Annotated in this window: 20 protein-coding genes; 18 read left to right on the forward strand and 2 right to left on the reverse strand. The window is 67.8% G+C overall.

Annotation, left to right across the window (positions count from 1 at the left end):
* Positions 1-16: 16 nt before the first annotated feature.
* The 15 genes from ACV229_RS00435 to ACV229_RS00505 all read left to right on the forward strand — a co-directional run bounded on the left by ACV229_RS00435 (position 17) and on the right by ACV229_RS00505 (position 13169).
* Positions 17-433, forward strand: a complete 417-nt coding sequence (locus ACV229_RS00435; RefSeq protein WP_448081141.1) for a cupin — start codon at positions 17-19, stop codon at positions 431-433.
* Entirely contained in the window at positions 430-795 is a 366-nt protein-coding gene (locus ACV229_RS00440) for a cupin domain-containing protein (protein ID WP_448081142.1), read from the forward strand. The genes ACV229_RS00435 and ACV229_RS00440 overlap by 4 nt, the downstream gene beginning before the upstream one ends.
* Entirely contained in the window at positions 792-2060 is a 1269-nt protein-coding gene (locus ACV229_RS00445) for an NAD(P)/FAD-dependent oxidoreductase (protein ID WP_448081143.1), read from the forward strand. Before ACV229_RS00440 ends, ACV229_RS00445 begins: the two co-directional genes overlap by 4 nt.
* On the forward strand, positions 2057-2623 hold the full coding sequence (locus ACV229_RS00450; protein ID WP_448081144.1) for a nuclear transport factor 2 family protein: 567 nt from the start codon (positions 2057-2059) through the stop codon (positions 2621-2623). The genes ACV229_RS00445 and ACV229_RS00450 overlap by 4 nt, the downstream gene beginning before the upstream one ends.
* Entirely contained in the window at positions 2620-3492 is an 873-nt protein-coding gene (locus tag ACV229_RS00455) for a dihydroorotate dehydrogenase electron transfer subunit (RefSeq protein WP_448081145.1), read from the forward strand. The genes ACV229_RS00450 and ACV229_RS00455 overlap by 4 nt, the downstream gene beginning before the upstream one ends.
* Positions 3486-4424: a dihydroorotate dehydrogenase gene (locus ACV229_RS00460; protein WP_448081146.1), complete on the forward strand. Its 939-nt coding sequence runs from the start codon at positions 3486-3488 to the stop codon at positions 4422-4424. Before ACV229_RS00455 ends, ACV229_RS00460 begins: the two co-directional genes overlap by 7 nt.
* Positions 4421-4762, forward strand: a complete 342-nt coding sequence (locus tag ACV229_RS00465) for a non-heme iron oxygenase ferredoxin subunit (RefSeq protein ID WP_448081147.1) — start codon at positions 4421-4423, stop codon at positions 4760-4762. Before ACV229_RS00460 ends, ACV229_RS00465 begins: the two co-directional genes overlap by 4 nt.
* Positions 4755-5777 carry an asparaginase gene (locus ACV229_RS00470; RefSeq protein WP_448081148.1) on the forward strand — a complete coding sequence of 341 codons (1023 nt, stop codon included), beginning with the start codon at positions 4755-4757 and terminating at the stop codon, positions 5775-5777. The genes ACV229_RS00465 and ACV229_RS00470 overlap by 8 nt, the downstream gene beginning before the upstream one ends.
* 42 nt (positions 5778-5819) lie before the next feature.
* On the forward strand, positions 5820-6539 hold the full coding sequence (locus tag ACV229_RS00475) for a hypothetical protein (RefSeq protein WP_448081149.1): 720 nt from the start codon (positions 5820-5822) through the stop codon (positions 6537-6539).
* Between the two features lie 118 nt (positions 6540-6657).
* Complete coding sequence (locus ACV229_RS00480) at positions 6658-6783, forward strand: hypothetical protein (protein ID WP_448081150.1); 126 nt, start codon at positions 6658-6660, stop codon at positions 6781-6783.
* A gap of 270 nt (positions 6784-7053) precedes the next feature.
* Positions 7054-8010, forward strand: coding sequence for a LysR family transcriptional regulator (locus ACV229_RS00485; protein WP_448081151.1), 957 nt, complete (start codon positions 7054-7056; stop codon positions 8008-8010).
* 325 nt (positions 8011-8335) lie between these two features.
* Complete coding sequence (locus ACV229_RS00490) at positions 8336-9829, forward strand: amidohydrolase (RefSeq protein ID WP_448081152.1); 1494 nt, start codon at positions 8336-8338, stop codon at positions 9827-9829.
* The gene (locus ACV229_RS00495) at positions 9826-11286 is read left to right on the forward strand and encodes an amidohydrolase (RefSeq protein ID WP_448081153.1); all 1461 of its coding nucleotides are present in this window, start codon (positions 9826-9828) and stop codon (positions 11284-11286) included. The genes ACV229_RS00490 and ACV229_RS00495 overlap by 4 nt, the downstream gene beginning before the upstream one ends.
* Before the next feature lie 7 nt (positions 11287-11293).
* Positions 11294-11989 carry an ethyl tert-butyl ether degradation protein EthD gene (locus tag ACV229_RS00500; protein WP_448081154.1) on the forward strand — a complete coding sequence of 232 codons (696 nt, stop codon included), beginning with the start codon at positions 11294-11296 and terminating at the stop codon, positions 11987-11989.
* 64 nt (positions 11990-12053) lie between these two features.
* Positions 12054-13169, forward strand: coding sequence for a porin (locus ACV229_RS00505; protein WP_448081155.1), 1116 nt, complete (start codon positions 12054-12056; stop codon positions 13167-13169).
* A 205-nt stretch (positions 13170-13374) separates the two neighbouring features.
* Here the strand turns inward: ACV229_RS00505 and ACV229_RS00510 are convergent, their stop codons facing one another.
* Positions 13375-14835, reverse strand: coding sequence for an amidohydrolase (locus ACV229_RS00510; protein WP_448081156.1), 1461 nt, complete (start codon positions 14833-14835; stop codon positions 13375-13377).
* 457 nt (positions 14836-15292) lie between these two features.
* Between ACV229_RS00510 and ACV229_RS00515 the strand changes: the two genes are divergently transcribed.
* Positions 15293-16552, forward strand: coding sequence for an MFS transporter (locus ACV229_RS00515; RefSeq protein WP_448081157.1), 1260 nt, complete (start codon positions 15293-15295; stop codon positions 16550-16552).
* Between the two features lie 51 nt (positions 16553-16603).
* On the opposite strand, the gene ACV229_RS00520 is transcribed toward ACV229_RS00515, so the two are convergent.
* Positions 16604-17539 (reverse strand): LysR family transcriptional regulator, encoded by a 936-nt coding sequence (locus tag ACV229_RS00520; RefSeq protein WP_448081158.1) that lies wholly within the window; start codon positions 17537-17539, stop codon positions 16604-16606.
* Positions 17540-17963: 424 nt separating this feature from the next.
* Between ACV229_RS00520 and ACV229_RS00525 the strand changes: the two genes are divergently transcribed.
* A complete protein-coding gene (locus tag ACV229_RS00525; protein WP_448081549.1) occupies positions 17964-19571 on the forward strand; it encodes an ATP-dependent acyl-CoA ligase in 1608 nt (535 codons plus the stop codon).
* 190 nt (positions 19572-19761) lie between these two features.
* Positions 19762-21045: an MFS transporter gene (locus tag ACV229_RS00530; protein WP_448081159.1), complete on the forward strand. Its 1284-nt coding sequence runs from the start codon at positions 19762-19764 to the stop codon at positions 21043-21045.
* Positions 21046-21048 lie beyond the last annotated feature (3 nt).

A 21048-nucleotide genomic window follows, 5' to 3' on the forward strand; every position in this document is an offset into this window, starting at 1 on the left:
GCGAGGAGCGTGAACCATGGCCAAATGCCGCATATTTGCGATCGATGACGATCTGCACGAGGTCGTCGCCGACGGCCTGTACATGAAGACGATGACGGGCAGCACGATCAGCGTGGCCGTCGTCAAGTTCGTCCGCGAGGCAGGGGTGGATCTTCCCGCGAAGGCGCACAGCCACGGCGAGGAGGTATCGCTGCAGGTGACGGGCGGCTGCTCGATATTCGAGGTCCACGACACGGGCGAGCGGGAAACCGTGATGAACGACGGCGATGTCACGGTGATTCCCGCCGGATTGAGCCACTACGGCGTCAACCGTTTCGGCGGCGAAGGCGTGAGCCTCAGGCTGAATGTGGTCACGCCGCCGCGCGCCGAATACGCAGGCGGCGCGAACGACAAACCCTACTATCCCCTTGCCGAGCGGCACCCACGATCATGAACGAGTCCACTGTACGGCCGGCCGCAGCCGGCCATTGCACCAACCTGCCGGCCGGCACGCAATGGGCGGACGCCGCACTCGCGCCGGCCGCCTACGAGGTGAGCGGCGCATCGCTCGACGCGTCCGTCACGGTGCTCGAGGCCGATTGTGTCGTCGGATCCGACGCGCCGACGGCGGGCGAGGAAGTCGGTGCGGTGCTCGAGGGCCGGTTCGAAGTCGAAGCGGCCGGCGAGCGCTACGTGCTGTGCCGCGGCGAAGGGATCGTGATTCCGCCCGGCGCGCCGCGCCGCTGGCGGTGCCTGACCGCGCGGGGCGTGGTCTACCGCGTGAGCGTCAAGCCGGCGGCAGGGAGCGCGCAATGAGCGGGATCGCGCAATCGCTGCGCGTGGTCGTCGTCGGCGCCGGGCATGCCGGCGGCCGCGTCGCGCAGCATCTTCACGCGCTCGGCCACACCGGTCCGATCACGTTGATCGGCGAGGAGCCGCATGCGCCCTACGAACGTCCGGCACTGTCGAAGGAGCTGGTGACCGGACACAAGCATGCGCAGGAGCTGACGCTCGGGCCGAGCGAATTCTGGGCGCCGCGTGCATCCGCGGCGTCGAACGTGCAGCGGCTCGTCGCACGAGTCAGCGCGGTGGACCGCGACGAACGGCGGCTCGTGCTCGACGACGGGCATCACGTCGCCTTCGACCGCCTCGTGGTGGCGACGGGCGGCACGCCGCGCCGGCCGCCGATCGATGGCGCGGATCTGCCCGGCGTGCGCGTGTTGCGCACGCTCGACGACGCGCTTCGTCTGAAGGCCGATCTCGAACTGGCGCGGTCCATCGTGATCGTCGGTGCGGGCGTGATCGGGATGGAGGTTGCCGCCAGCGCCGCCGCGCTCGGTGTGCACGCGACGGTTCTGGAGGCAGGGGATCGCGTGATGGCGCGTTGCGTGCCGCCGGCAATCGGCGGGTGGCTCGCGGCCACGCATCGTGCGCACGGCGTGACGATCCACACCGGCGCGGCCGTTCGCGCGATCGCGGCGCGCGGCACCGGCGCGGCGGGATTTCGCGTCGACTTTGCCGATGCGGGCGGCGCGCGGCACGTCGACGCGGACCGTGTGCTGCTGGCCGCCGGCATCGACTTCAGCGCGCCGTTCCTCGACGGCACCGGTATCGCTACGGCAGCAGGCATCCCGGTCGATGCCGGCTGCCGTAGCCCGCTCGCCGACTGGTGCTACGCGGCGGGCGATGTCGCGCTGACCGAGAGTCGCCGCTACGGCCGCGCACTGCGGCAGGAAACGTGGCGCAATGCGGAGAACCAGGCGCGTGCGGTGGCGGAATTCATTCACGGGCGGTCGGAGCCATATGACGAAATCCCGTGGATGTGGACCGACCAGTTCGGCAGGAACATCCAGGTCGTCGGGCTGCCGGGCGCGGACGACGTGTCGGTCGTGCGCGGCGATGCCGCGTTCGACGGCCCGGCGACCGTCGTCCATCTGCGTGACGGCATCGTGACGGGCGCGGTCATGCTCGACCGCGGGCGCGACCGCCGGGCGCTCGAAGCGCTGCTGGGCATGGATGTGCGGGACCGCGTCGGCGCGCTGGCCGATGCGTCGGTCCCGCTCAAGGAGCTGGGCGCATGAGCGCGACACGTGACGATCTGGAAACGCGTGTCGCGCGGCTGGAAGCGATCGACGCGATCCGCGAACTGAAGGCGCGCTACACCGGCTGGGCCGACGCGAAATATACGCCTGACTACTGGCGCGTGGATGCCGGCACGATGTGCGAGACCGCGTGGCAGCAGGCGCTGTGCTTCACCGAGGATGCGGTGTGGCACGGCGGACAGGGCTTCGGCGACGATCTCGCCGGGCGTGCGGCGTTGCACGCGTGGTTCCAGCGTTCGCCGTGGCGCTACGCGCTGCACGTCTACGGCGGCGAATCGATCGAGATCGACGGCGACGCCGCGCGCGGCTGCTGGCGCCTCACGCAAATCGCGCTGCGAGACGACGACGGCACGGCCGTGCTGCTGGTCGGCGTGACCGATGAGGCGTATCGGCGCGACGCCGACGGCCAGTGGCGGATCAGTGCGATGCGCTTTGCGAAACTGCAGATGATGAGCCTCGGCGAAACGCCCCTCGCGCTCGCTGCGACCTTTGCCGGCCTCGATGCGAAGCGTTCGTGGCCCACCAATCAGGAGAACAGATGATGCAGTACGAACTATCCGAGCGACCCGCGACGCCTGCCGGTGGATGCTGTGGGGAGCTCATTCACCGGATCGCGGAGAACCAGTGCCGCGTGCTGCGCAACGAATGGGTGAACCCCGAATACAAGCACCTGGTGCTCGACGCGCCGGCCGCCGCGCTTGCGGCGAAGCCGGGCCAGTTCTTTCATCTCGCGTGTCCGGCCGTCGGCGGAGAAACGCCGTTCCTGCGCCGGCCGATGAGCGTGTACCGCGCGTCGCCCGCGTCCGGCCGGCTGGAGTTCCTCTACAAGGTGCAGGGAGCCGGCACGCGCGGCCTGGCCTTCCTCGCGGAGGGTGACGTGCTCGACGCGCTGGGCCCGCTCGGGCGCGGCTTCGACGTGCCGCCGCGCGCGCGCCACGTGCTGCTGCTCGCGCGCGGCGTCGGCCTCGCGACGCTCGCGCCGCTCGCCGACGCGTGCGCCGAGCGCGACATCGCGGTCAGCGCGATTCTGAGCGCGCGCGCGCCGGAACTGGTGATGTCCGCCGATTATCTGCGCAAGGTGCGCGCGTCGGTGCACATCGTCACGGATCTGGACGACAGCAGCGCCGTGCCGCGCGTCGAGCGGCTGATCCGCGGCATCCATGCGGAGCGCCCGGTCGATTACGCGGCAACCTGCGGGTCGAACCGGCTGCTGATCATGCTGCAGCAGCTCGCGAAGGAGCTGGCAATGGCGGGGCAGACCGCGCTAGAGCAGAACATGGGTTGCGCGCTCGGCGCGTGTTTCGCGTGCGTGCGCCCGTTCCGCAAGGAATCCGGGGCGAGCGATCTCACCTATCGCCGTGTCTGCTGGGAGGGGCCGGTGTTCGATCTTCAGGAAACCGTATCATGGTAGATCTCAGTGTTGACATTGGCGGCCTCAGGCTGGCCAACCCGGTGATGCCGGCCTCGGGCACCTTCAGCGAAGGGATGGCTGACGTCTTCGACCTGAACCGTCTCGGCGCGATCGTCACGAAGACGATCACCGACGACATCCGCGAAGGCAACCCGCTGCCGCGGCTCGCCGAGTTCCGTGACGCGACGCTGTTCTCGATCGGCATCCCGAGCAAGGGCAGCCGCCATTACGTCGAGACGCTCGTGCCGTTCTACCGCCGCTATACGGCACCGCTCGTCGCCAGCATTTCGGCCAACACGGTCGAGGAATTCGGCGCGCTCGCGAAGAAGATCGCGGTGCCGGGCGTCGCCGCGATCGAGGCGAACGTGTCCTGTCCGAACCTGAAGAAGGACGGCGAGGCGTTCGGCATGAATCCCGAGGCGACGGCCCAGGTGGTGCGCGCGATGCGCGAGTCGTCGGGCCTGCCGGTGTGGGCAAAGATGACGCCGAACGCGGGCAACGTGCGCGAGGTCGCGCAGGCGGCGGAGGCGGCCGGCGCCGCCGCGCTCGTCGTCAGCAACGCGATCCTCGCGATGGCGATCGACGTCGAGACCTTCCGTCCGCGCGTCGGCAACATGATGGGCGGGCTGACCGGCAGGGCGACGAAACCGATCCTGCTGCGCATCGCGTACCAGTGCGCGCAGGCGGTGTCGATTCCGGTGATCGGCTGCGGCGGCATCACCGACGCAGCCGATGCGATCGAGTACCTGCTTGCCGGCGCGAGCGCGGTCCAGGTCGGCACCGCGAACTTCCTGTCGCCGAACGCGATGATCCGCATCATCGACGACCTCACGCATTTCTGCGAACGCCGCGGTATCGCGCGCGTCACCGAGCTGGTCGGCGCAATGCGGCAGCACGACCCATTCGTACTCGAAAGGAGAGCCGGGTTATGAGCACCGAAACCGCTGTCTGGCACCGCGTCGGCGAGGTGGCCGCGCTGTTCGCCGAGCGCCGCTGCCACGGCATCGAGATCGCCGGCCGGCGCATCGGCCTGTTCCTGATCGATCAGTCGGTCTATGCGATCGACGACGTCTGCACGCACGGGCAGGCGTTGCTGACCGACGGCGAAGTCGAAGGCTACGAGGTCGAGTGCCCGCTGCACGCGGGGCTCTTCGACGTGCGCAGCGGCAAGGCGCTGACCGCGCCGCTGAGCCGCGACGCGCGGGTCTACGCGACCCGGATCGACGACGGCGTGCTGCACGTTGGCTATCCGGACGGCCAGGATGAGTGAGCGCACCGGCATGACAAGGCGCAGGCGCGTCGCCGTGATCGGCACGGGCGGTACGTTCGCGATGCGGGCGCGGCATCGCTTCGACTGGGTCGAGTATGGCGACAGCGGCATCGTCGAGCCGATCGACGCGCTGCTGTCGACGATGGGCGAACTGCTGCCCGAAGTCGGCGTGGTGCCGGTGCCGTTTCGCGCGCTCGGCAGCACCGCGATCGGGCCGGACGACTGGCGGGAGCTGTCGCGGCTGATTCACGAAACCGCGCAAGGCGATCCGTCGCTGGACGGCTTCGTGGTCACGCACGGCACCGCGACGCTCGAGGAAACCGCGTGGTTTCTGGCGTTGACGTTGCGCATCGCGCAGCCCGTGGTGGTGACGGGCGCGCAGCGTCCGAGCAATACCGAGGGTAGCGATGCGGTCGCCAATCTGCGCGCCGCACTCGCGGTCGCGGCGTCGCCCGATTCGCGCGGCGCCGGCGTCGTGGTCGTGATGGACGGCTCGATCTTCGACGCGCGCGACGTGTCGAAGACGTCGAGCTTCGATCTCGATGCGTTCGAATCGCGCCCATTCGGCCCGCTCGGGCTCGTCGACGCGAATGCGGGCGTGATCTGGCGCCGCCGTGCGGCCGACGGCCGCGCGGTGTTGCCCGATTTCCAGCCGTCATTGCGCGCGCCGCTGCCGCGCGTCGATATCGTGACGTCGTATGCGGGGGCCGACGGCGTGCAGATCGACGCTGCGGTGGCCGCCGGCGCGCGCGGGATCGTCAGCGCGGGCCTGCTGCCCGGCCGGCCGGCGAAAGGCGAGGCGGCCGCGCTGGCCGCTGCGGTCCGGCGCGGCGTCGTGGTGGTGCAGGCGACGCGCGGCAGCCGCGGCCGCGTCGTGCCGCAGCGATTCCTGCGCGACGACGGCCTGCTCGCGGCCGGTGATCTGTCAGCGCAGAAGGCGCGGATCCTGCTGATGCTTGCGCTCACGCGTACATCGGATCCCGGCGACCTCCAGCGCTGGTTCGACCTGAGCTGACGGGCGGCGTACGATGTTCCAATCATCCTGACGGAGGCGATCTTGCAGTTCTCATATCTGGTGACGTTCGAGCACGCGGACCCGACGGTCCGCCTGTCGGCGGCCGATTTCGGCGCGGTGGCGTCGATCGTCAAGAAAACGCCGGCGCTGCGGCGCGGCAGGCTCTACACGCCCGCTCAGGCAAGCGACTACTACACCGCCGACGGTCCGTCGCCGCCTTTTTCGATGCAACTGGATTTCGAGCGGCTGTCGGAACTGGAAGCGACCATCGCGGACGGCGGCCACCTTCAGCAGGTCGCCGCGCTCGCGCTGCCGAGCCTCGCCGGCGCGCGCGTGACGCAGCAGGTCATGCTGCGGCGGCCTTTCCCGGTCGCCGGGCCCGCAGATGCCGTTGCCGATCCTGGCGATCGCGTGCAATGCAGCTTTCTGGTTCACTACCCCGGCCGGGCGGCGGATTTCGACGCGTGGATCAATTACTACCTCGCGCACCATCCGCAGATCATGAAGGATTTCCCGGGCATCCGCGAAATCGAGATCTTCACGCGCGTCGACTGGATCGACGCAATGCCGTGGGAGCGCGTGCATTACATGCAGCGCAACCGGCAAGTGTTTGACGACCCGCAAGCGATCACTGCGGCGATGAATTCCGAGGTGCGGCATCGCATGCGCGCGGATTTCGAACGGTTTCCGCCGTTCGAGGGGGAGAACCTTCACCATCCGATGTATACGCACACGTTCCTCGGAGGCGACGATCCGCAATGATCGCGCCGCGCCGTCGGCGCTTCGCGCGGCCGTCAGGTCGCGCGCACGGCACATCGCGTGCCGGTGAGCGGTTGCGGCGCGGCGCTGCCGACTTCCGACCGCGGCCGACATCTGGCTCGTGCCGCAACTCTTCGCCGCGAGACGCCTGAACGTCGATCTCGCCGGCTATCCGCGCCTGCTCGGCATCGAGGCAGCCTGCCTCGGGCTGCGCGCGTTCCGTGCCGCAATCGCCGACGCGGGCTAGCGAGTCGAAACGGTACCGCATGCCGACGCGCGCGCCGCGAGCCGCCCGCATTCGTTGGCCACCGCGCGTACTGCTTTTCCGGCACGCGCGGCTAGGCTACCTTTGCACTATCACGATGTTTCGCGGTGAAGCGCCGCGCCCGCGCGCGTGGCGGCGTGGCCGTCGCGGTTCGCCCGTGCAGCCGACGCCGCGCGGGCGGCGCATGCGAGTATCCGCGGAAGTATCGCCGTTCACTTTTGGTTGCAGGCCCGCCGTGGAGAATCCAGTCAGATGAAGATCCATCAACTTCGCACGCTCGTCGCGATTTCCGATACCGGCAGCATCCGCAACGCCGCGAAGGCGCTCGAACTGTCGCCCGCGGCCGTGACCAAGGCGATGCGCGACCTGGAAGAGCAGGTCGGGGTCGCGCTGATCGTCCGCGAGGCATCGGGCGTCACGCTGACCGAGCCCGGGCAGGCGCTGCTCGCGCATGCGCGGCTGATGCTCGGCCAGTTGCGGCGCGCGCAGGATGAGATGGATCGCTTCTCGGGCGCCGGGCGCGAGCGCCTGACGGTGGCGCTGCCGACCTGGATCTCGATCGCGCTGCTGGGCGGCATCATGGCGCGCTTCGAACGCGAGATGCCCGATACGCGGCTCGTCTTCTACGAGAGCCTGCTCAGCATCGCGATCCCGAAGCTGCGCGACGGAACGCTCGACCTGTCCGTCAATCGCGCGTGCCCGCCGTCGTGCCGCGACGAATTCCAGCAGGAGCCGCTGTTCCTGACGAGCTATGCGATCGTCGGGCGGACCGGGCATCCGCTGGCCAAATGCCGGTCGCTGTCGCAGCTCAGGGGCGCGAGCTGGGTGCTGAACCGCGATTTCACCGAGAACGACGCCGAAGGCGAAGGGCCCGTCGGCGAGTATTTCCGGCGCTACAAGCCGCGCGTGCACATCGCGCACTCGTCGACGATGATGATCGGCCTGATCACGAATACCGACGCGCTGTCGATCATGCCGTGGCCGCTCGCGGAGTTGCTGGTCGCGAAGGAGGGCTTGTGCGTGCTGCCGGTGACCGAAACGATCCCCGAGGTGGAGGTCAACCTGATGTACCGGCGCGCGACGCCGTTGAGCGCCGCCGCCAAGGTGTTCATCCGCAGCCTGAAGGAAACCATCGTCGAGGGCACGCTCGCGTCCGACCCGATGAGCCGGCGCATCTTTCACGCGGTCGAATGCGTGATGCGCCAATGATGTGAGCAAAGGCGCGCGATAGCTTCAAGCAAGAGTCGGGCCATCAAGTTTTGACGCCGGTTTCCCGCACGGGCTTTTTGTCCGCGTTTGACCCGTCCAAAAATAAACATGACTATCTTTTCGCGCCGATGACAGAGCGTCGGCGCTCGTCATGGAGAGATAGTGTGTCGCAATTCCTTGCAGCCGCCGGCAGTCTGTCGGCGGCACGTGGCCGCACCGTGCATCGTCAGTCGACGCGCGGCATCGCGGCGGTCGTCCGATCGGTGCTCGACATGCTGACGCGCGCAGCCGCGCCGCAGCGAACGTTCTTCCACCGCCCGAGATCATGTTGAACCTGACAGAAATGGAACGCGACGTGGTGGCGCGCATCGAGGGCCACCGCGCGCTGTGCACGCATCTGAGCGACCGGCTTTGGGATCTCGCGGAGACGGCCTATGCCGAACACGCGTCCGCCGACCTGCAGATCCGCGAGCTGACGCGGCAGGGATTTCGCGTGACGCGCGAGCTCGCCGGCATTCCGACCGCGTTCGTCGCCGAGTGGGGCGACGGCGGGCCGGTGATCGGCCTGCTCGGCGAATACGATGCGCTGCCGCAGTTGAGCCAGGCCGCGGGCGTCGCGGCGCGCACGCCCGTCGCGCAGGCCGGCAACGGCCACGGCTGCGGCCACAACCTGCTCGGCGGCGCCACGCTGCTTGCCGCTTTGGCGGTGCGCGACCATCTGCGCGACGCGGGCGTCGCGGGGCGCGTCCGGTATTACGGCTGTCCCGCGGAAGAGGGCGGCGCGGGCAAGACCTTCATGACGCGCGCGGGCGTGTTCGACGACGTCGACGCCGCGTTGACGTGGCACCCGGCCAGCATTTACGCGATCGACGCGATGTCGACGCTGGCCACGCTGCACGCGCGCTTCACGTTCGTCGGGCGCGCCGCGCATGCGGCCGCGGCGCCGCATCTCGGGCGCAGCGCGCTGGACGCGGTCGCGCTGATGAACGTGGCGGCCAATTACCTGCGCGAGCACGTGCCGTCCGACGCGCGGCTGCATTACGCGATTCACGACACGGGCGGGCGCGCGCCGAACGTGGTGCAGGCGCGCGCGGAGGTCGTCTACCAGATCCGCGCGCCCGAGCTTGCGGTCGTGCAGTCGATCCATGCACGGCTGGCGCGGATCGCCGAAGGTGCCGCGATGATGACCGAGACGACGATGACCGCGCGCGTGGAGAAGGCGATGTCGAACATGCGCCCGAATCCGGTGCTGTCCGACCTGATGTACGCGCGCATGCAGGCGCTGGGGCCGGTGCCGTTCGACGACGCCGATCGTGCGTTCGCGCGCGACATGCGGCAGGCCATTTCCGCGGAAGAGGCGCACGCGAGTCTCGCGATCTTCGGCGCGGCGCAATTGAAGGGCGAACTCCACGACGCCGTGCTGCCCGCGGAACGGATGCCGGCCGTGCTGGCCGCGTCCACCGACGTGGGCGACGTGAGCTGGGTCGTGCCGACGGCCCGCTGCCTGGTGCCGTGCTTCGCGCTCGGCACGCCGTTTCATTCGTGGCAGCTCGTCGCGCAGGGCAAGTCGGCGCTTGCGCACAAGGGCATGACGCATACCGCGAAGGTGCTGGCCGTCACGGCGGCGGCGCTGTATCACGAACCCGCCACGCTCGACGCCGCGCGCAACGCACTGCGTGAGCAATCGGAGGAGGCGCAGTATCACTGCCCGATCCCGCCCGACATCGAGCCGCCGGTCGCGGCCCGGCCCGCAAACGTGCGGTCGCGCGGCACGTTGCGCGGCGCGTTTCCGTCACACTACGCAGGAGTGCAATCGTGAGTCAGTTGCCGAATCAACGCGTGGCCGAAATCGCCGCGCTCGTCGACGCGAAGCGCGATGCGCTGATCCGGCTGTCCGACGAGATCTGGGAACTGGCCGAGACGCGCTGGCAGGAGTTCCGGTCCGTCGCGGCGCAAATCGCCGTGCTGGAGCGAGAAGGCTTCCGCGTGACGCGCAATCTGGGCGGCATCCCGACAGCGTTCAGCGCCGAGTGCGGAGAAGGCGGTCCGGTCATCGGCTTCCTCGGCGAATACGACGCGCTGGCGGAGATGAGCCAGGTGGCGGGCGCGGTCGAGCCGGTCGCGTCGTGCGACGGCGCAAGCGGCCACGGTTGCGGACACCACCTGCTCGGGGCCGGCGCGATGCTGGCGGCGATCGCGGCACGCGACTATCTCGCGCGCCACGGCATCGCGGGCACCGTGCGCTATTACGGCTGTCCCGCGGAGGAAGGCGGCGCCGGCAAGACCTACATGGCGGGCGAGAAGGTGTTCGACGACCTCGACGCGGCGCTGACCTGGCATCCGGGCCCGTACTCGGGCGTGTTCAAATACCGGTCGCTCGCCGTGATCCAGACGGCGTTCCGCTTCTCGGGCATCGCATCGCACGCGGCCGCGTCGCCGCATCTCGGCCGCAGCGCGCTCGACGCGGTGGAACTGATGAACGTCGGCGTGAACTTCATGCGCGAGCACATGCCGCCCGATGCGCGCGTGCACTACGCGATCACGGATGCCGGCGGCCTGGCGCCGAACGTCGTGCAGGCCAGCGCCGAGGTGCTGTACGTCGTGCGCGCGCCGGAGCTGGACGACGCCCGCGAACTGGCGGCACGCGTCGAGCGGATCGCCGGTGCCGCGGCACTGATGACGGATACGCAGGTCGGCATCGCGTTCGACCGCGCGTGCTCGGACGTGCTGCGCAACGGCGTGCTTGAACGATTGATGATGGAGACGCTGGCGGCGCTTGGCCCGCCGCCGTTCGACGCCACGGACCAGGCGTTCGCGCGCGAACTGACGCAGCGCATGACCGAAGCCGAATTGCGCGAATGCATCGAATCCTATCGCGGCGCGCCGGACGAACGCGGACTGAGCATGAGCACGCTGCCGCTCGACGACGAGCCGGGCACGCTGACAGGGTCGAGCGACGTCGGCGACGTGAGCCGGATCGCGCCGACGACCCAGTATCTCGGTGCGTGCTACGCGATCGGCACCCACATGCATACGTGGCAGCTCGTTGCGCAGGGCAAGCTGCCGGCCGCCCACAAGGGGCTCGCGCACGCCGCGAAAGTCCTGGCCGACACGGCCGTGCAGCTCTGCATCGACCCCGCGCACCTCGACGCGGCAAAGGCCGAACTGTCGGCCCGAACCGGCGGGCGGCCTTACGTCAGCCCGATTCCTTCCGGCGTGCAGGCGCCGCCGAACCGCTCGGCGACGCAGCCGTCATCCGAAACGCAGACAGCCTGACGCAACCATGATGTCGATTTCCTATTTCCTGACCGCTGAAGATCATTCGTCCGCCCCGGAGGTGGACGCTTATGCCGAGTTCCGCGCGGAGCTGGCGCACATTCCCGATCTGCGCTTTGCCGAATTGCACCGGCCGGCGGCGATCGAAACCTATCACCGCGACGGCGCCGCGCCGCGCGTCGCAATGCGGCTCGTGTTCGATTCGATCGAGGCGCTCGAGTCGCAGCTGATGCCGGGCGGCCGGTTGCACGCGTTCGCGGGCTCCGCGCTGTGGCGGCACGTGGCCGGCGAGCGGATGACGCAGCAGGCCATGCTCACCCGGACCTTCATGCCGCTCGCAGACGCGGCGCGCAGCGCCGACGGCGAAGCGTGCAGCTATCTCGTGCATTACCCGGGACACGCGGCGGACTTCAACGCGTGGCTCGGCTACTACGTCAACCACCATCCGCAGATCATGCTCGACTATCCGGGCGTGCTGCAGGTGCAGGTTTTCACGCGTCTTGACTGGTGCGATGCGATGCCGTTCGAACGCGTGTCGTACATGCAGCGCAACCAGCTGTCATTCCGCTCCACCGATGCGCTGGCGCAGGCGCTCGAATCGCCGGTGCGTGCGCGCATGCGGGCGGACAACGCGAATTTCCCGGCGTTCTCCGGCGCCGCGAAGCACTACGCAATGCTGACGTCGTTCGTCGGCGCGGCCTGAGAAGCTGCGGGCCGATCGATAAAAAATGGGTTTTCGTTAGTCAATTGGTTTGGAGTGCAAAAAGATGAGAATGTGCGGGAAGACCTTGGTGGCGATCGCGATCGCGGAATTGGTGTGCGCATCGTCCGCTTCGGCCGGCGAATCGTTTCAGATCCTCGTTCCGGACGGGTTCGTCGGAACCAGCGGCACCGTCCTGTATGGGGTGGCCGATGCCGGCCTGCAATACACGCATGCCGGCAGCCGGCAGGTTGTCGCGATGGAAAGCGGCGCGGGCGCGACGTCGCGGTTCGGCTTGCTCGGCGTCGAGCAACTGGGCGACGGCCTGTCCGTGCGCTTCAACCTGGAGTCGGCGATCAAGCTGACGAACGGCACGGCGGGCGGCACCACCGCGCAGAACGAGAGCACGTTCTTCAGCCGGGAGGCGAACATCGCGCTCGTGTCGAAGCAGTGGGGGCGCCTCAAGCTCGGCCGCCAGTACCCGACGGAGCTGTCGCTGGCGCTCGATCCGTTCTACGGCGTCGGCGCATTCTCCCCGTACGGCTCGCTGTCGAGCTTCAGTTCGGATCTCGGTGCGGCCGCGACGATCGGCGATTACCGGATCAGCAATGCGATCGCGTACATGACCCCGATCGTCGGCGGATTCCAGCTCGAGCTGATGGGCGCGCCGCGCGGCACGACGACGCCGGGCTTTCCGGAGGCGTCCTTCAAGGGCGCCCAGCTGGAATACCAGAACGGGCCGCTGTATCTGGGGATGTTCTACGACCTGATCTACACCGATCCGACCGCCGCGTTGCCGTCGGTGAAGAACAAATGGCTGGGCGCGGGCGCCATGTACGACTTCGGCAAGGTGCGGCTGTCCTACGAGTTCAACATGACGGTTCCGGATTACGCGGGGTATTACGTTGCGACGACGCACATGATCGGCGTGAACGCGCAGCAAGGCACCAACGACGTGAAGTTCTCGGCTGTCTATCGCAACGTGGCGGGCCGGGCGGCATCCAATTCGCTGGCGTTCGGGCTCGGTTACGACTACAACCTGTCGAAGGTGACGGCGCTCTATGTGCGGCTCGGCTATGTCGTCAACCAGAAGCGGGCGGTCGCCACGCTCGCGAACGGATCGTTGAGCGCGCCGGGCGACGATCTCAGCGTCATTGCGATCGGCATCCGGAAGCGGTTCTGATGCGCCGCTCGGCAAACATGTAAAAGGCACTCCGTTTCCGGATTGGTTCGCTCGATCAGATTCGGAATGCTTACTGTATTTCAACGATGGAATTTGACCCGAACCGGCCGGATCGCGACGATCCGGCCGGTTGCTTTCGTCGGGCGGAAATCCGGCGTCTTGCCGTGGCTGCCGCGCTGTCGTCGACGACAGCGCGGCAGCGCCGTCAAGCGGCGGATGGCACCGGGCGCGGGGGGGCGGCAGCCGCGCGCGCCGGCGGCGGCGCAACGTCGGCCGGAATCGGGCAGCGATAGGGCTTCATGTCCCGCTTGCGCAGAAGTTCTTCCCGCGCAGCGCGCAGCACGTCGGGCCGGCCCGCGAGATCGATGCCGGTCGCCGCGAGCGTCTTCGCGGCAAGCAGCATGCCCTTGTGCGCGAGGGAAAGCTTGCCTTGCGACACCATCTGCCACGAATGGAACCCGGTGCCCCATGCATAGCAGGCGGTCAGGCACTGGGTCGTCGGCGCGGCCCAACTCACGTCGCCGACGTCCGTCGAGCCGGTAACCGGACGCTCGGCGTCCGGGCGGTAAGGCAGGATCTCCGGAATGATCGGACGCGGATCGCGCAGCGCCGCCGCGAAATGGCGCGACGCGTTCGCGAGGTCGTCCGGGTTGATGGTCTTCTGCATCTCGGCGGCGAACGCGATCTCGTCCGCCGACACGCGCATGCTGCCGATCGCCTGCATGTTCCGGTCCAGCACGGCGTCGAGCGTATCGTTGTGCAGCACGTTCGAGCACGCCTTGTCGAACACCATCTCGACGCGCGTGCCCGTCATCAGCGCGGCGCCTTCGGCGATCTGCGTGACGCGCTCGAACAGCTCGATCGCTTCCGGGCTCGTGCGGGCGCGGATCGTGTACAGCGTTTCCGCCAGCGCGGGCACCACGTTGGTCGAGATGCCGCCGGCGTTGATATACGCGAAGTGGATGCGGGCCTGGTCGGGCATGTGCTCGCGCAGATAGTTGACGCCGATGTTCATCAACTCGGCCGCGTCGAGCGCGCTGCGGCCGAGATGCGGCGCGAGCGCCGCGTGCGACGCCTTGCCGTGAAAGCGGAAGTAGGCCTGCACGTTGGCCAGCGTCGCGTTCATGAAGACGGAGTTGGCGACCGACGGATGCCAGCACAGCGCGACGTCGAGGTCGTCGAACAGGCCGGCGCGCGCCATGAAGGTCTTGCCGGCCGCGGCCTCTTCCGCAGGGCAGCCGTAGAAGCGCACGGTGGCCGGAATGCCGTTGGCCGCGAAATAGTCGCGCGCGACGACGGCCGCCAGGTGCGACGCGGTGCCGAGCAGATGATGGCCGCAGCCGTGGCCGTTGCCGTTTCGGGCGCCGGCCGCCGGCCGGCACGCGACGGCGCCGCTTTCCTGGTTCAGGCCCGCGAGCGCGTCGTATTCGCCGAGAAATCCGATCACGGGGCCGCCGCTGCCGGCTTCCGCGACGAACGCGGTCGGCATGCCCGCGACGCCGCGCGTGACGCGAAAGCCGGCGGCCTCGATCGCCGACGCATGACGTTCCGCCGATTCGAATTCGGCGTAGCGCATTTCGGCCAGCGACCAGATCTCGTCGGCCAGTGCGACGTAGTCGTCCTTTTTCGATTCGACGAGCTCGACCACTTTTGCAATGTGTTCCACTAGGGCTCCTGGCGGGGTGGCGTGCGCGATGCGCGCACGCGATGAGAGGACAAGGCGCGTGCCGCGACACGTTCCTTTATTTAGCGTATTGCGTCGCGATGACGAGCGGAAGGACGGTGCCGGTGTCGCTGTTCACTTTCGGTTGCGTACAGCGATGCAGGCGCGCATGGTGAAGGATGCGGCGTGGCCGCGGGCCGCACGGATCGATCGATGCAACCGTGACCCGGCAGCGGCATGCCGCGTGCCGGCAGAGCAAGAGTTGCGCCAGCGATGCTTTACGACGCGGATTTTTGACGCCGGTTTGACACTGCCAATACGGAACTTCACTATTTTTTCACGCGGACGTACTGGATATCGTCCACGCCCTGACCTGAATAGGAGACCGTTTGTGTCGCAATTTTCCGCTGCCACCGAGGGAGCTTCCGTGACGCGATCCGAGGTTCGCGCTTCGCCGTCCATGCGCGATGTCGTGGCGGTCGTCGCCGGCAATGCGCTCGAGTTCTACGACTTCACCGTTTACGCGTTCTTTTCGGTATTCATCGGACGCGCGTTCTTTCCGTCGTTCTCGCCGGCGACGCAGGTGATCGCGTCCGTGGCGGTGTTCGGCGTCGGTTTCGTCGCGCGGCCGCTCGGCGGCGTGATCATCGGCGCCTACGCCGATCGCCGCGGCCGCAAGGCCGCGCTGACGCTGACGTTCGCCTTGATGGCGATCGGCACGGCCATCATCGCGTTTACGCCGACTTATGCGCACATCGGCATTGCGGCGCCGCTGCTCGTCGTGGCCGGCCGGCTGCTGCAGGGCCTGTCGGCCGGCGGCGAGGCCGGCCCCGCGACGTCCTATCTGCTCGAAATGGCCACGTCGGGCCGGCGCGGCCTCTACACGAGCTGGCAGCTCGCGACGCAAGGCATCGCGGCGCTGCTCGGCGGGTCGGTCGGCTTCGTCGTGTCGTCGCTGCTGTCGCCCGCCGCGCTCAGCGACTGGGGATGGCGCATTCCGTTCCTGGTCGGCCTGCTGATCGCGCCGCTCGGCCTGTACATCCGCAACCGGCTGAACGAGACGCTGAACACAGCGCATGCGGTCAAGAGCAACCGCGAACTGTGGCGCGGCATCGTCGATGCGCACCTGTCCGATCTGGTGCTCGCGTGCTGCGTGCTGATTGGTCCGACGATTACCGTCTACGTGGTCGGCCACTACATGACGACGTACGGCATCCGCGTGCTGCATCTGCCGACGTCGACGTCGATGCTGGTTGGCTTCGTGACCGGCGGCGTCGGCATCGTCGCGTCGCTGGCGGCCGGCATGTATTTCGACCGTTTTCCGCGCACGCGTCTGCTGGTCGTGCCGCAGCTCCTGTCGATCGTTGCCGTGATCCCGATGTTCACGTGGGTGCTGCACGCGGGCACCGGCACGGTCTTTCTCGGCATGGTCGCGTTCCTCACGCTGCTGCGTGTGCTGATGTCGCCGTTCCATCTGTGCGTGATTCCGGAGATCTTCCCGCAGGCGATCCGCAGCACCTGCGTGTCGATCTGCTACAGCGTGCCGACGACGATCTTCGGCGGCACGGCGCAGCTGGTCGTCGCATGGCTTGCGACCATCACGCCGAACCCGATGGCGCCGGCGTGGTATCTGCTGGGCGCCAACGCGGTTTCGTTCGTCGCGGTCGTCATGCTTGCGCGTCGCCGCCGCGCGCGGCTGGCGACCGGCGCAGCGGCATGATTGCGGCCCCGGCGGCGCGCGCTGCCGTCGCGGCGCCGGGGGCGATGCGGGTCACCGGGTTCGTCGGTCGAGGTCGCGCCGGTATTGCGTCAATGTGTCGATCACCAGGGTCCGGAACCAGCGGTTGCCCTGTTCCGTATCGTAGGCGTCGTGCCAGTGCAGCGTGGACTCGAAGTGGGCGATGGGCACGGGTGTGGGAAAGACCGCGAACTGACCGGACGCGTTCAGTGCCTGGGCCACGCCACGCGGCAGCGTGACCATCCAGTCGGTGCGCTGCAGGATCAGCGGGATCACGGTGAAGTGCGGTACACGCAGCGCGATGCGGCGATGCAGGCCGCCGGCACGCATCGCTTCGTCGATCACGACGTGGCTGTTGTCGCTCGACATCACCGCGATGTGCTTCATCTCGACGAACTGCTTTGGCGAAAGCTTGCGCGACGGCAGCCCCGGACGCTTGCGCGTCATGCACGCGTACTCCTCATTGAACAGCAGCGCGAATCGTGTGACGGGCTTGAGTGCCGGCAGGTTGCCGATCGCGAAATCGAGCTGGCCCAGCCGCATCCGTTCCTCGATGTGGCTGAGCGGCACCTGGTCCGCCGAGATCTGGATCGACGGCGCGATGGTCTGCAGTTTCTCGCAAAGCAGCGGAAGAAATGCCTGCTCGCCGATGTCCGACATGGAGATCCGGAATTCGCGCGTGCTGGTGGCGGGATCGAACTGCTCGCCGTCCTGCAGCGCCTCTCTCACCGCAACGAGCGCGCGGCCGATCAGCGGTGCCAGCCGTTGCGCCGCCGGCGTGGGCAGCATGCCTTCCGGCGTACGCACGAACAGCGGATCGTTGAATAGCGCGCGCAGCCGCCCGAGTGCGTAGCTGACCGCGGGCTGCGACAGCCCGAGCCGGCCGCCGGCCCGCGTGAGGCCGCGTTCCTCGAGAATCGTCTGGAATACGCGCAACAGGTTCAGGTCGGCGTTGTTGAAATCAGTCATGTCGATGTGGACGACGAGGTTGATGCATTTGGCCGATATGGTAGCCGAGACGTTCGCCTGACGGAACGCACGCGCCCCTGATGGCCGGCGGCCGAGTCGCGATGATCCCGCCGCGCTGCCGGCACGTGTTGCGGTTTGCTTCAGCCCTTCATTCGTATCCATGCGTCCGGATAAACCCGGGGCGCTGCAAGCATCCGGATGGTCGATGCGGCCCGCGAGATCGCTTCGGTACACAGGCCGATCGGGCGCAATTCGCCAGCCGGCTGACGTGTCGGCGCCCGGGGAGCCGGGCGTACCGGATCCCTGCGCGCGAGTGCATCCAAAATTTGGATGATAGGCATATTAATGATGAATTTGACCGATATATAGGCGACTCCTAGACTGGGCTTCACACGATAACCCTGCTTGAAACGGTCCCATGCAAATGATGGTTGAACAGATCGACACCTCCTCCGATCGACACGCGAACCGCACGCTGCCTGCGATGCTGATGGCGCGCGTTGTGCGCAACGGGGCGGCTCCGCTTTTTTCCGATCGCACCACGCACTGGACGGCGGCCGATGCGATGACGGCTGCCGCCGGCCGGGCGGGCGCGCTCGCCGCACAGGGCATCGAGCGAGGCGACCGCGTCGCACTGCTGTGCTCGAACCGGGTCGAGTTCATCGAGACACTGCTCGGCTGCGCATGGCTGGGCGCGGTCGCGGTGCCGATCAACACCGCGTCGCGCGGCATGCAGTTGCAGCACATCCTGCGCAATTCGGGCGCGCGCCTGATTGTGGCGGAAGCCGCGCTGCTCGATGCCGTCTACGCGCTCGACGATGCGGATCTGCCGCTGGAAGCCGCGTGGGTCATCGACGGCCACGCGCCCGCGCGACGTGCGTCGTGCTTCGAAGCACGGCCGTTTCCCGCGCGTGGCGACGCGATCGCGCCTGCGGATCTCGCGAACGGCGATCCGTTCGTCATCCTCTATACGTCGGGTACGTCCGGCCTGTCGAAAGGCGTGATCTGTCCGCATGCGCAGTTCTACTGGTGGGGAATGAACACGGGCGGCGATCTCGAGGTGGGGCCGGGTGACGTGCTCTACACGTGCCTGCCGCTGTTCCATACGAACGCGCTGAACAGCTTCTTCCAGGCCCTCATGCACGATGCGCAACTCGTCGTGGATCGCCGCTTCTCGGCGAGCCGCTTTTTCGATTCGCTGATCGAAACGCGCGCGACGGTCACGTTCGTTCTCGGCGCGATGGTGCCGATTCTGCTGTCGCGCCCGGAGACGGCACAGGAGCGCGAACACCGGGTTCGCGTTGCGCTCGCGCCCGGCGTGCCCGCGCAGTTCCAGGACGCGTTCACGCGACGCACGGGCATCGGCCTGATCGACGGCTACGGCTCGACCGAAACGAACTCGGTGATCGGCGGCAAGCTCGGCACGAAGCGCGTCGGCTACATGGGCAAGCTGGCCGACGGTTTCGATGCGCGGGTCGTCGATGCCGACGACAACGCGGTGCCGGACGGGCAGGCGGGCGAGCTCGTGCTGCGCGCGAACGAACCGTATGCATTTGCGAACGGCTACTTCGCGATGCCGGAAAAGACGGTCGACGCGTGGCGCAACCTGTGGTTCCACACCGGCGACCGTGTGGTCCGAAGTTCCGAAGGCTATTTCCGCTTCGTCGATCGTCTGAAGGATGCGATCCGGCGCCGCGGCGAAAACATCTCGTCGTTCGAAGTCGAGCAGGTGCTGCTCGCGCATCCGTCGATCGAGCTGGCGGCCGTATTCGCGGTGCAGTCGAACCTGGCCGAGGACGAGGTGATGGCCGCGCTGGTGCTGCGCGAGGGCGAGGTGCTGGACCCGCTCGACCTGGTGAAGTACTGCGAGCCGCGTCTGCCGTATTTCGCCGTGCCGCGCTTCATCGATTTTGCGCCGGACCTGCCGAAGACGGAGAACGGGAAGATCAAGAAGTACCAGCTCAGGGAGCAAGGCGTGACGCCGACGACGTGGGACCTCGAGCGTTCGGGCTATCGGTTGAAGCGCGCATAGACGAGCGCGCCGCCGGACGATGCGGCGCCAGCATCGCCGCGGGACGTCCGAAGGACGAAGGACGGAATTCGCACGTGCTTTCCAGCGATACATCAATTGCCACGAGTATCACCATACGGAGTACGACATGGGACGTAGCATGCATACTGCATCCGCGAGCAGTCCGCACCCGCGGGAGATGAGTGTCACGATGGAGACGAGTAGCGACAGGTCGTCGCTTCGGCGGATCGTATTTGCGTCCGTGGCCGGCAACGCACTCGAATGGTACGACTTCTTCCTGTACAGCACCGCGGCCGCGCTGGTGTTCGGCGACCTGTTCTTTCCAAAGGGCACGGACCCGCTCGTCGGCACGATCGCCGCGTTCGCCGGCTTCGCGGTGGGTTTCGCCGCCCGCCCGCTGGGCGGTGTGATATTCGGCCACATCGGCGACCGCTTCGGCAGAAAGGGGGCCCTCGTCTGGACGCTTGCCATCATGGGCGCGTCGACATTCCTGATCGGGCTGCTTCCGACCTACGGTTCCGTCGGCCTGTGGGCGCCCGCGCTGCTGCTGGCCCTGCGCGTGCTGCAGGGCATTGCGGCTGGCGGCGAATGGGGCGGCGGCGTGCTGATGATTAGCGAATCGGCGCCGGCCGACAAGCGCGGCTACTACGCGTCGCTGAGCCAGATCGGCGTCGGCGCCGGCTTCGTCCTGTCGGCCGCGGTGTTCTATGCGGTCCAGATGCTGCCGAGGGACGCGTTCATCGACTGGGGATGGCGCGTTCCGTTCCTGCTCTCCATCATCATCTTCGGCATCGGCGTGTATATCCGCTCGCACCTGCCGGAGAGCGCCGAATACGCGCGCGCCGAAGCGGCCGGCAGGAAATCCGGCATGCCGGTCGTCGACGTCGTCCGCAAGCATCCGAAGGAAGTGCTGATCGCGATGGGCCTGCGCGTTGCGGAGAACGGCGGCTCCTATATCGTGCTGGCGTTCTCGCTCGCGTACGGCAAGTTCATCGGCGTGCCGGCACAGGTCATGCTGGCGGGCGTGATGGTGTCCATGACCGCCGAGCTTTTCACGATGATGCTCTGGGGGCGGTTGTCCGACCGCATCGGCAGAAAGCCGGTCTACATGATCGGCGCGCTGGGGTTCGTCGTCATCGCGTTTCCGTTCTTCTGGCTGCTCGACAGCAAGGTGCCGGCGCTGATCTGGATCGCGTTTCTGCTCGGCAACGCGATCTGTCACGGCGCGATGATCGGCACGCAGCCGAGCCTGATGGGCGAGCTCTTCAGTACCGAGGTGCGGTATTCGGGGATGGCGCTGGGTCACGAGATCGCGTCGGTGTTCGCCGGCGGTCTGTCGCCGATGATCGCCACGGCGCTGCTCGCGCACTACCACGCGGCATGGCCGGTCGCGCTGCTGCTCGTCGGTCTCTCGCTGGTCACGGTGATCACGCTGCTGTTCACGCGCGAAACCGCCGTCCGTAAAACGCAGTGATGT

The sequence above is a fragment of the Burkholderia sp. MR1-5-21 genome (genome assembly GCF_053427715.1).

Coding starts and splice junctions, on each gene's coding strand:
- ACV229_RS00440 (WP_448081142.1), top strand. CDS start 430: ATGAACGAGTCCACTGTACGGCCGGCCGCAGCCGGCCATTGCACCAAC.
- ACV229_RS00455 (WP_448081145.1), top strand. CDS start 2,620: ATGATGCAGTACGAACTATCCGAGCGACCCGCGACGCCTGCCGGTGGA.
- ACV229_RS00450 (WP_448081144.1), top strand. CDS start 2,057: ATGAGCGCGACACGTGACGATCTGGAAACGCGTGTCGCGCGGCTGGAA.
- ACV229_RS00505 (WP_448081155.1), top strand. CDS start 12,054: ATGAGAATGTGCGGGAAGACCTTGGTGGCGATCGCGATCGCGGAATTG.
- ACV229_RS00465 (WP_448081147.1), top strand. CDS start 4,421: ATGAGCACCGAAACCGCTGTCTGGCACCGCGTCGGCGAGGTGGCCGCG.
- ACV229_RS00500 (WP_448081154.1), top strand. CDS start 11,294: ATGATGTCGATTTCCTATTTCCTGACCGCTGAAGATCATTCGTCCGCC.
- ACV229_RS00490 (WP_448081152.1), top strand. CDS start 8,336: ATGTTGAACCTGACAGAAATGGAACGCGACGTGGTGGCGCGCATCGAG.
- ACV229_RS00515 (WP_448081157.1), top strand. CDS start 15,293: ATGCGCGATGTCGTGGCGGTCGTCGCCGGCAATGCGCTCGAGTTCTAC.
- ACV229_RS00530 (WP_448081159.1), top strand. CDS start 19,762: ATGGAGACGAGTAGCGACAGGTCGTCGCTTCGGCGGATCGTATTTGCG.
- ACV229_RS00435 (WP_448081141.1), top strand. CDS start 17: ATGGCCAAATGCCGCATATTTGCGATCGATGACGATCTGCACGAGGTC.
- ACV229_RS00525 (WP_448081549.1), top strand. CDS start 17,964: ATGATGGTTGAACAGATCGACACCTCCTCCGATCGACACGCGAACCGC.
- ACV229_RS00445 (WP_448081143.1), top strand. CDS start 792: ATGAGCGGGATCGCGCAATCGCTGCGCGTGGTCGTCGTCGGCGCCGGG.
- ACV229_RS00470 (WP_448081148.1), top strand. CDS start 4,755: ATGAGTGAGCGCACCGGCATGACAAGGCGCAGGCGCGTCGCCGTGATC.
- ACV229_RS00485 (WP_448081151.1), top strand. CDS start 7,054: ATGAAGATCCATCAACTTCGCACGCTCGTCGCGATTTCCGATACCGGC.
- ACV229_RS00460 (WP_448081146.1), top strand. CDS start 3,486: ATGGTAGATCTCAGTGTTGACATTGGCGGCCTCAGGCTGGCCAACCCG.
- ACV229_RS00520 (WP_448081158.1), bottom strand. CDS start 17,539: ATGACTGATTTCAACAACGCCGACCTGAACCTGTTGCGCGTATTCCAG.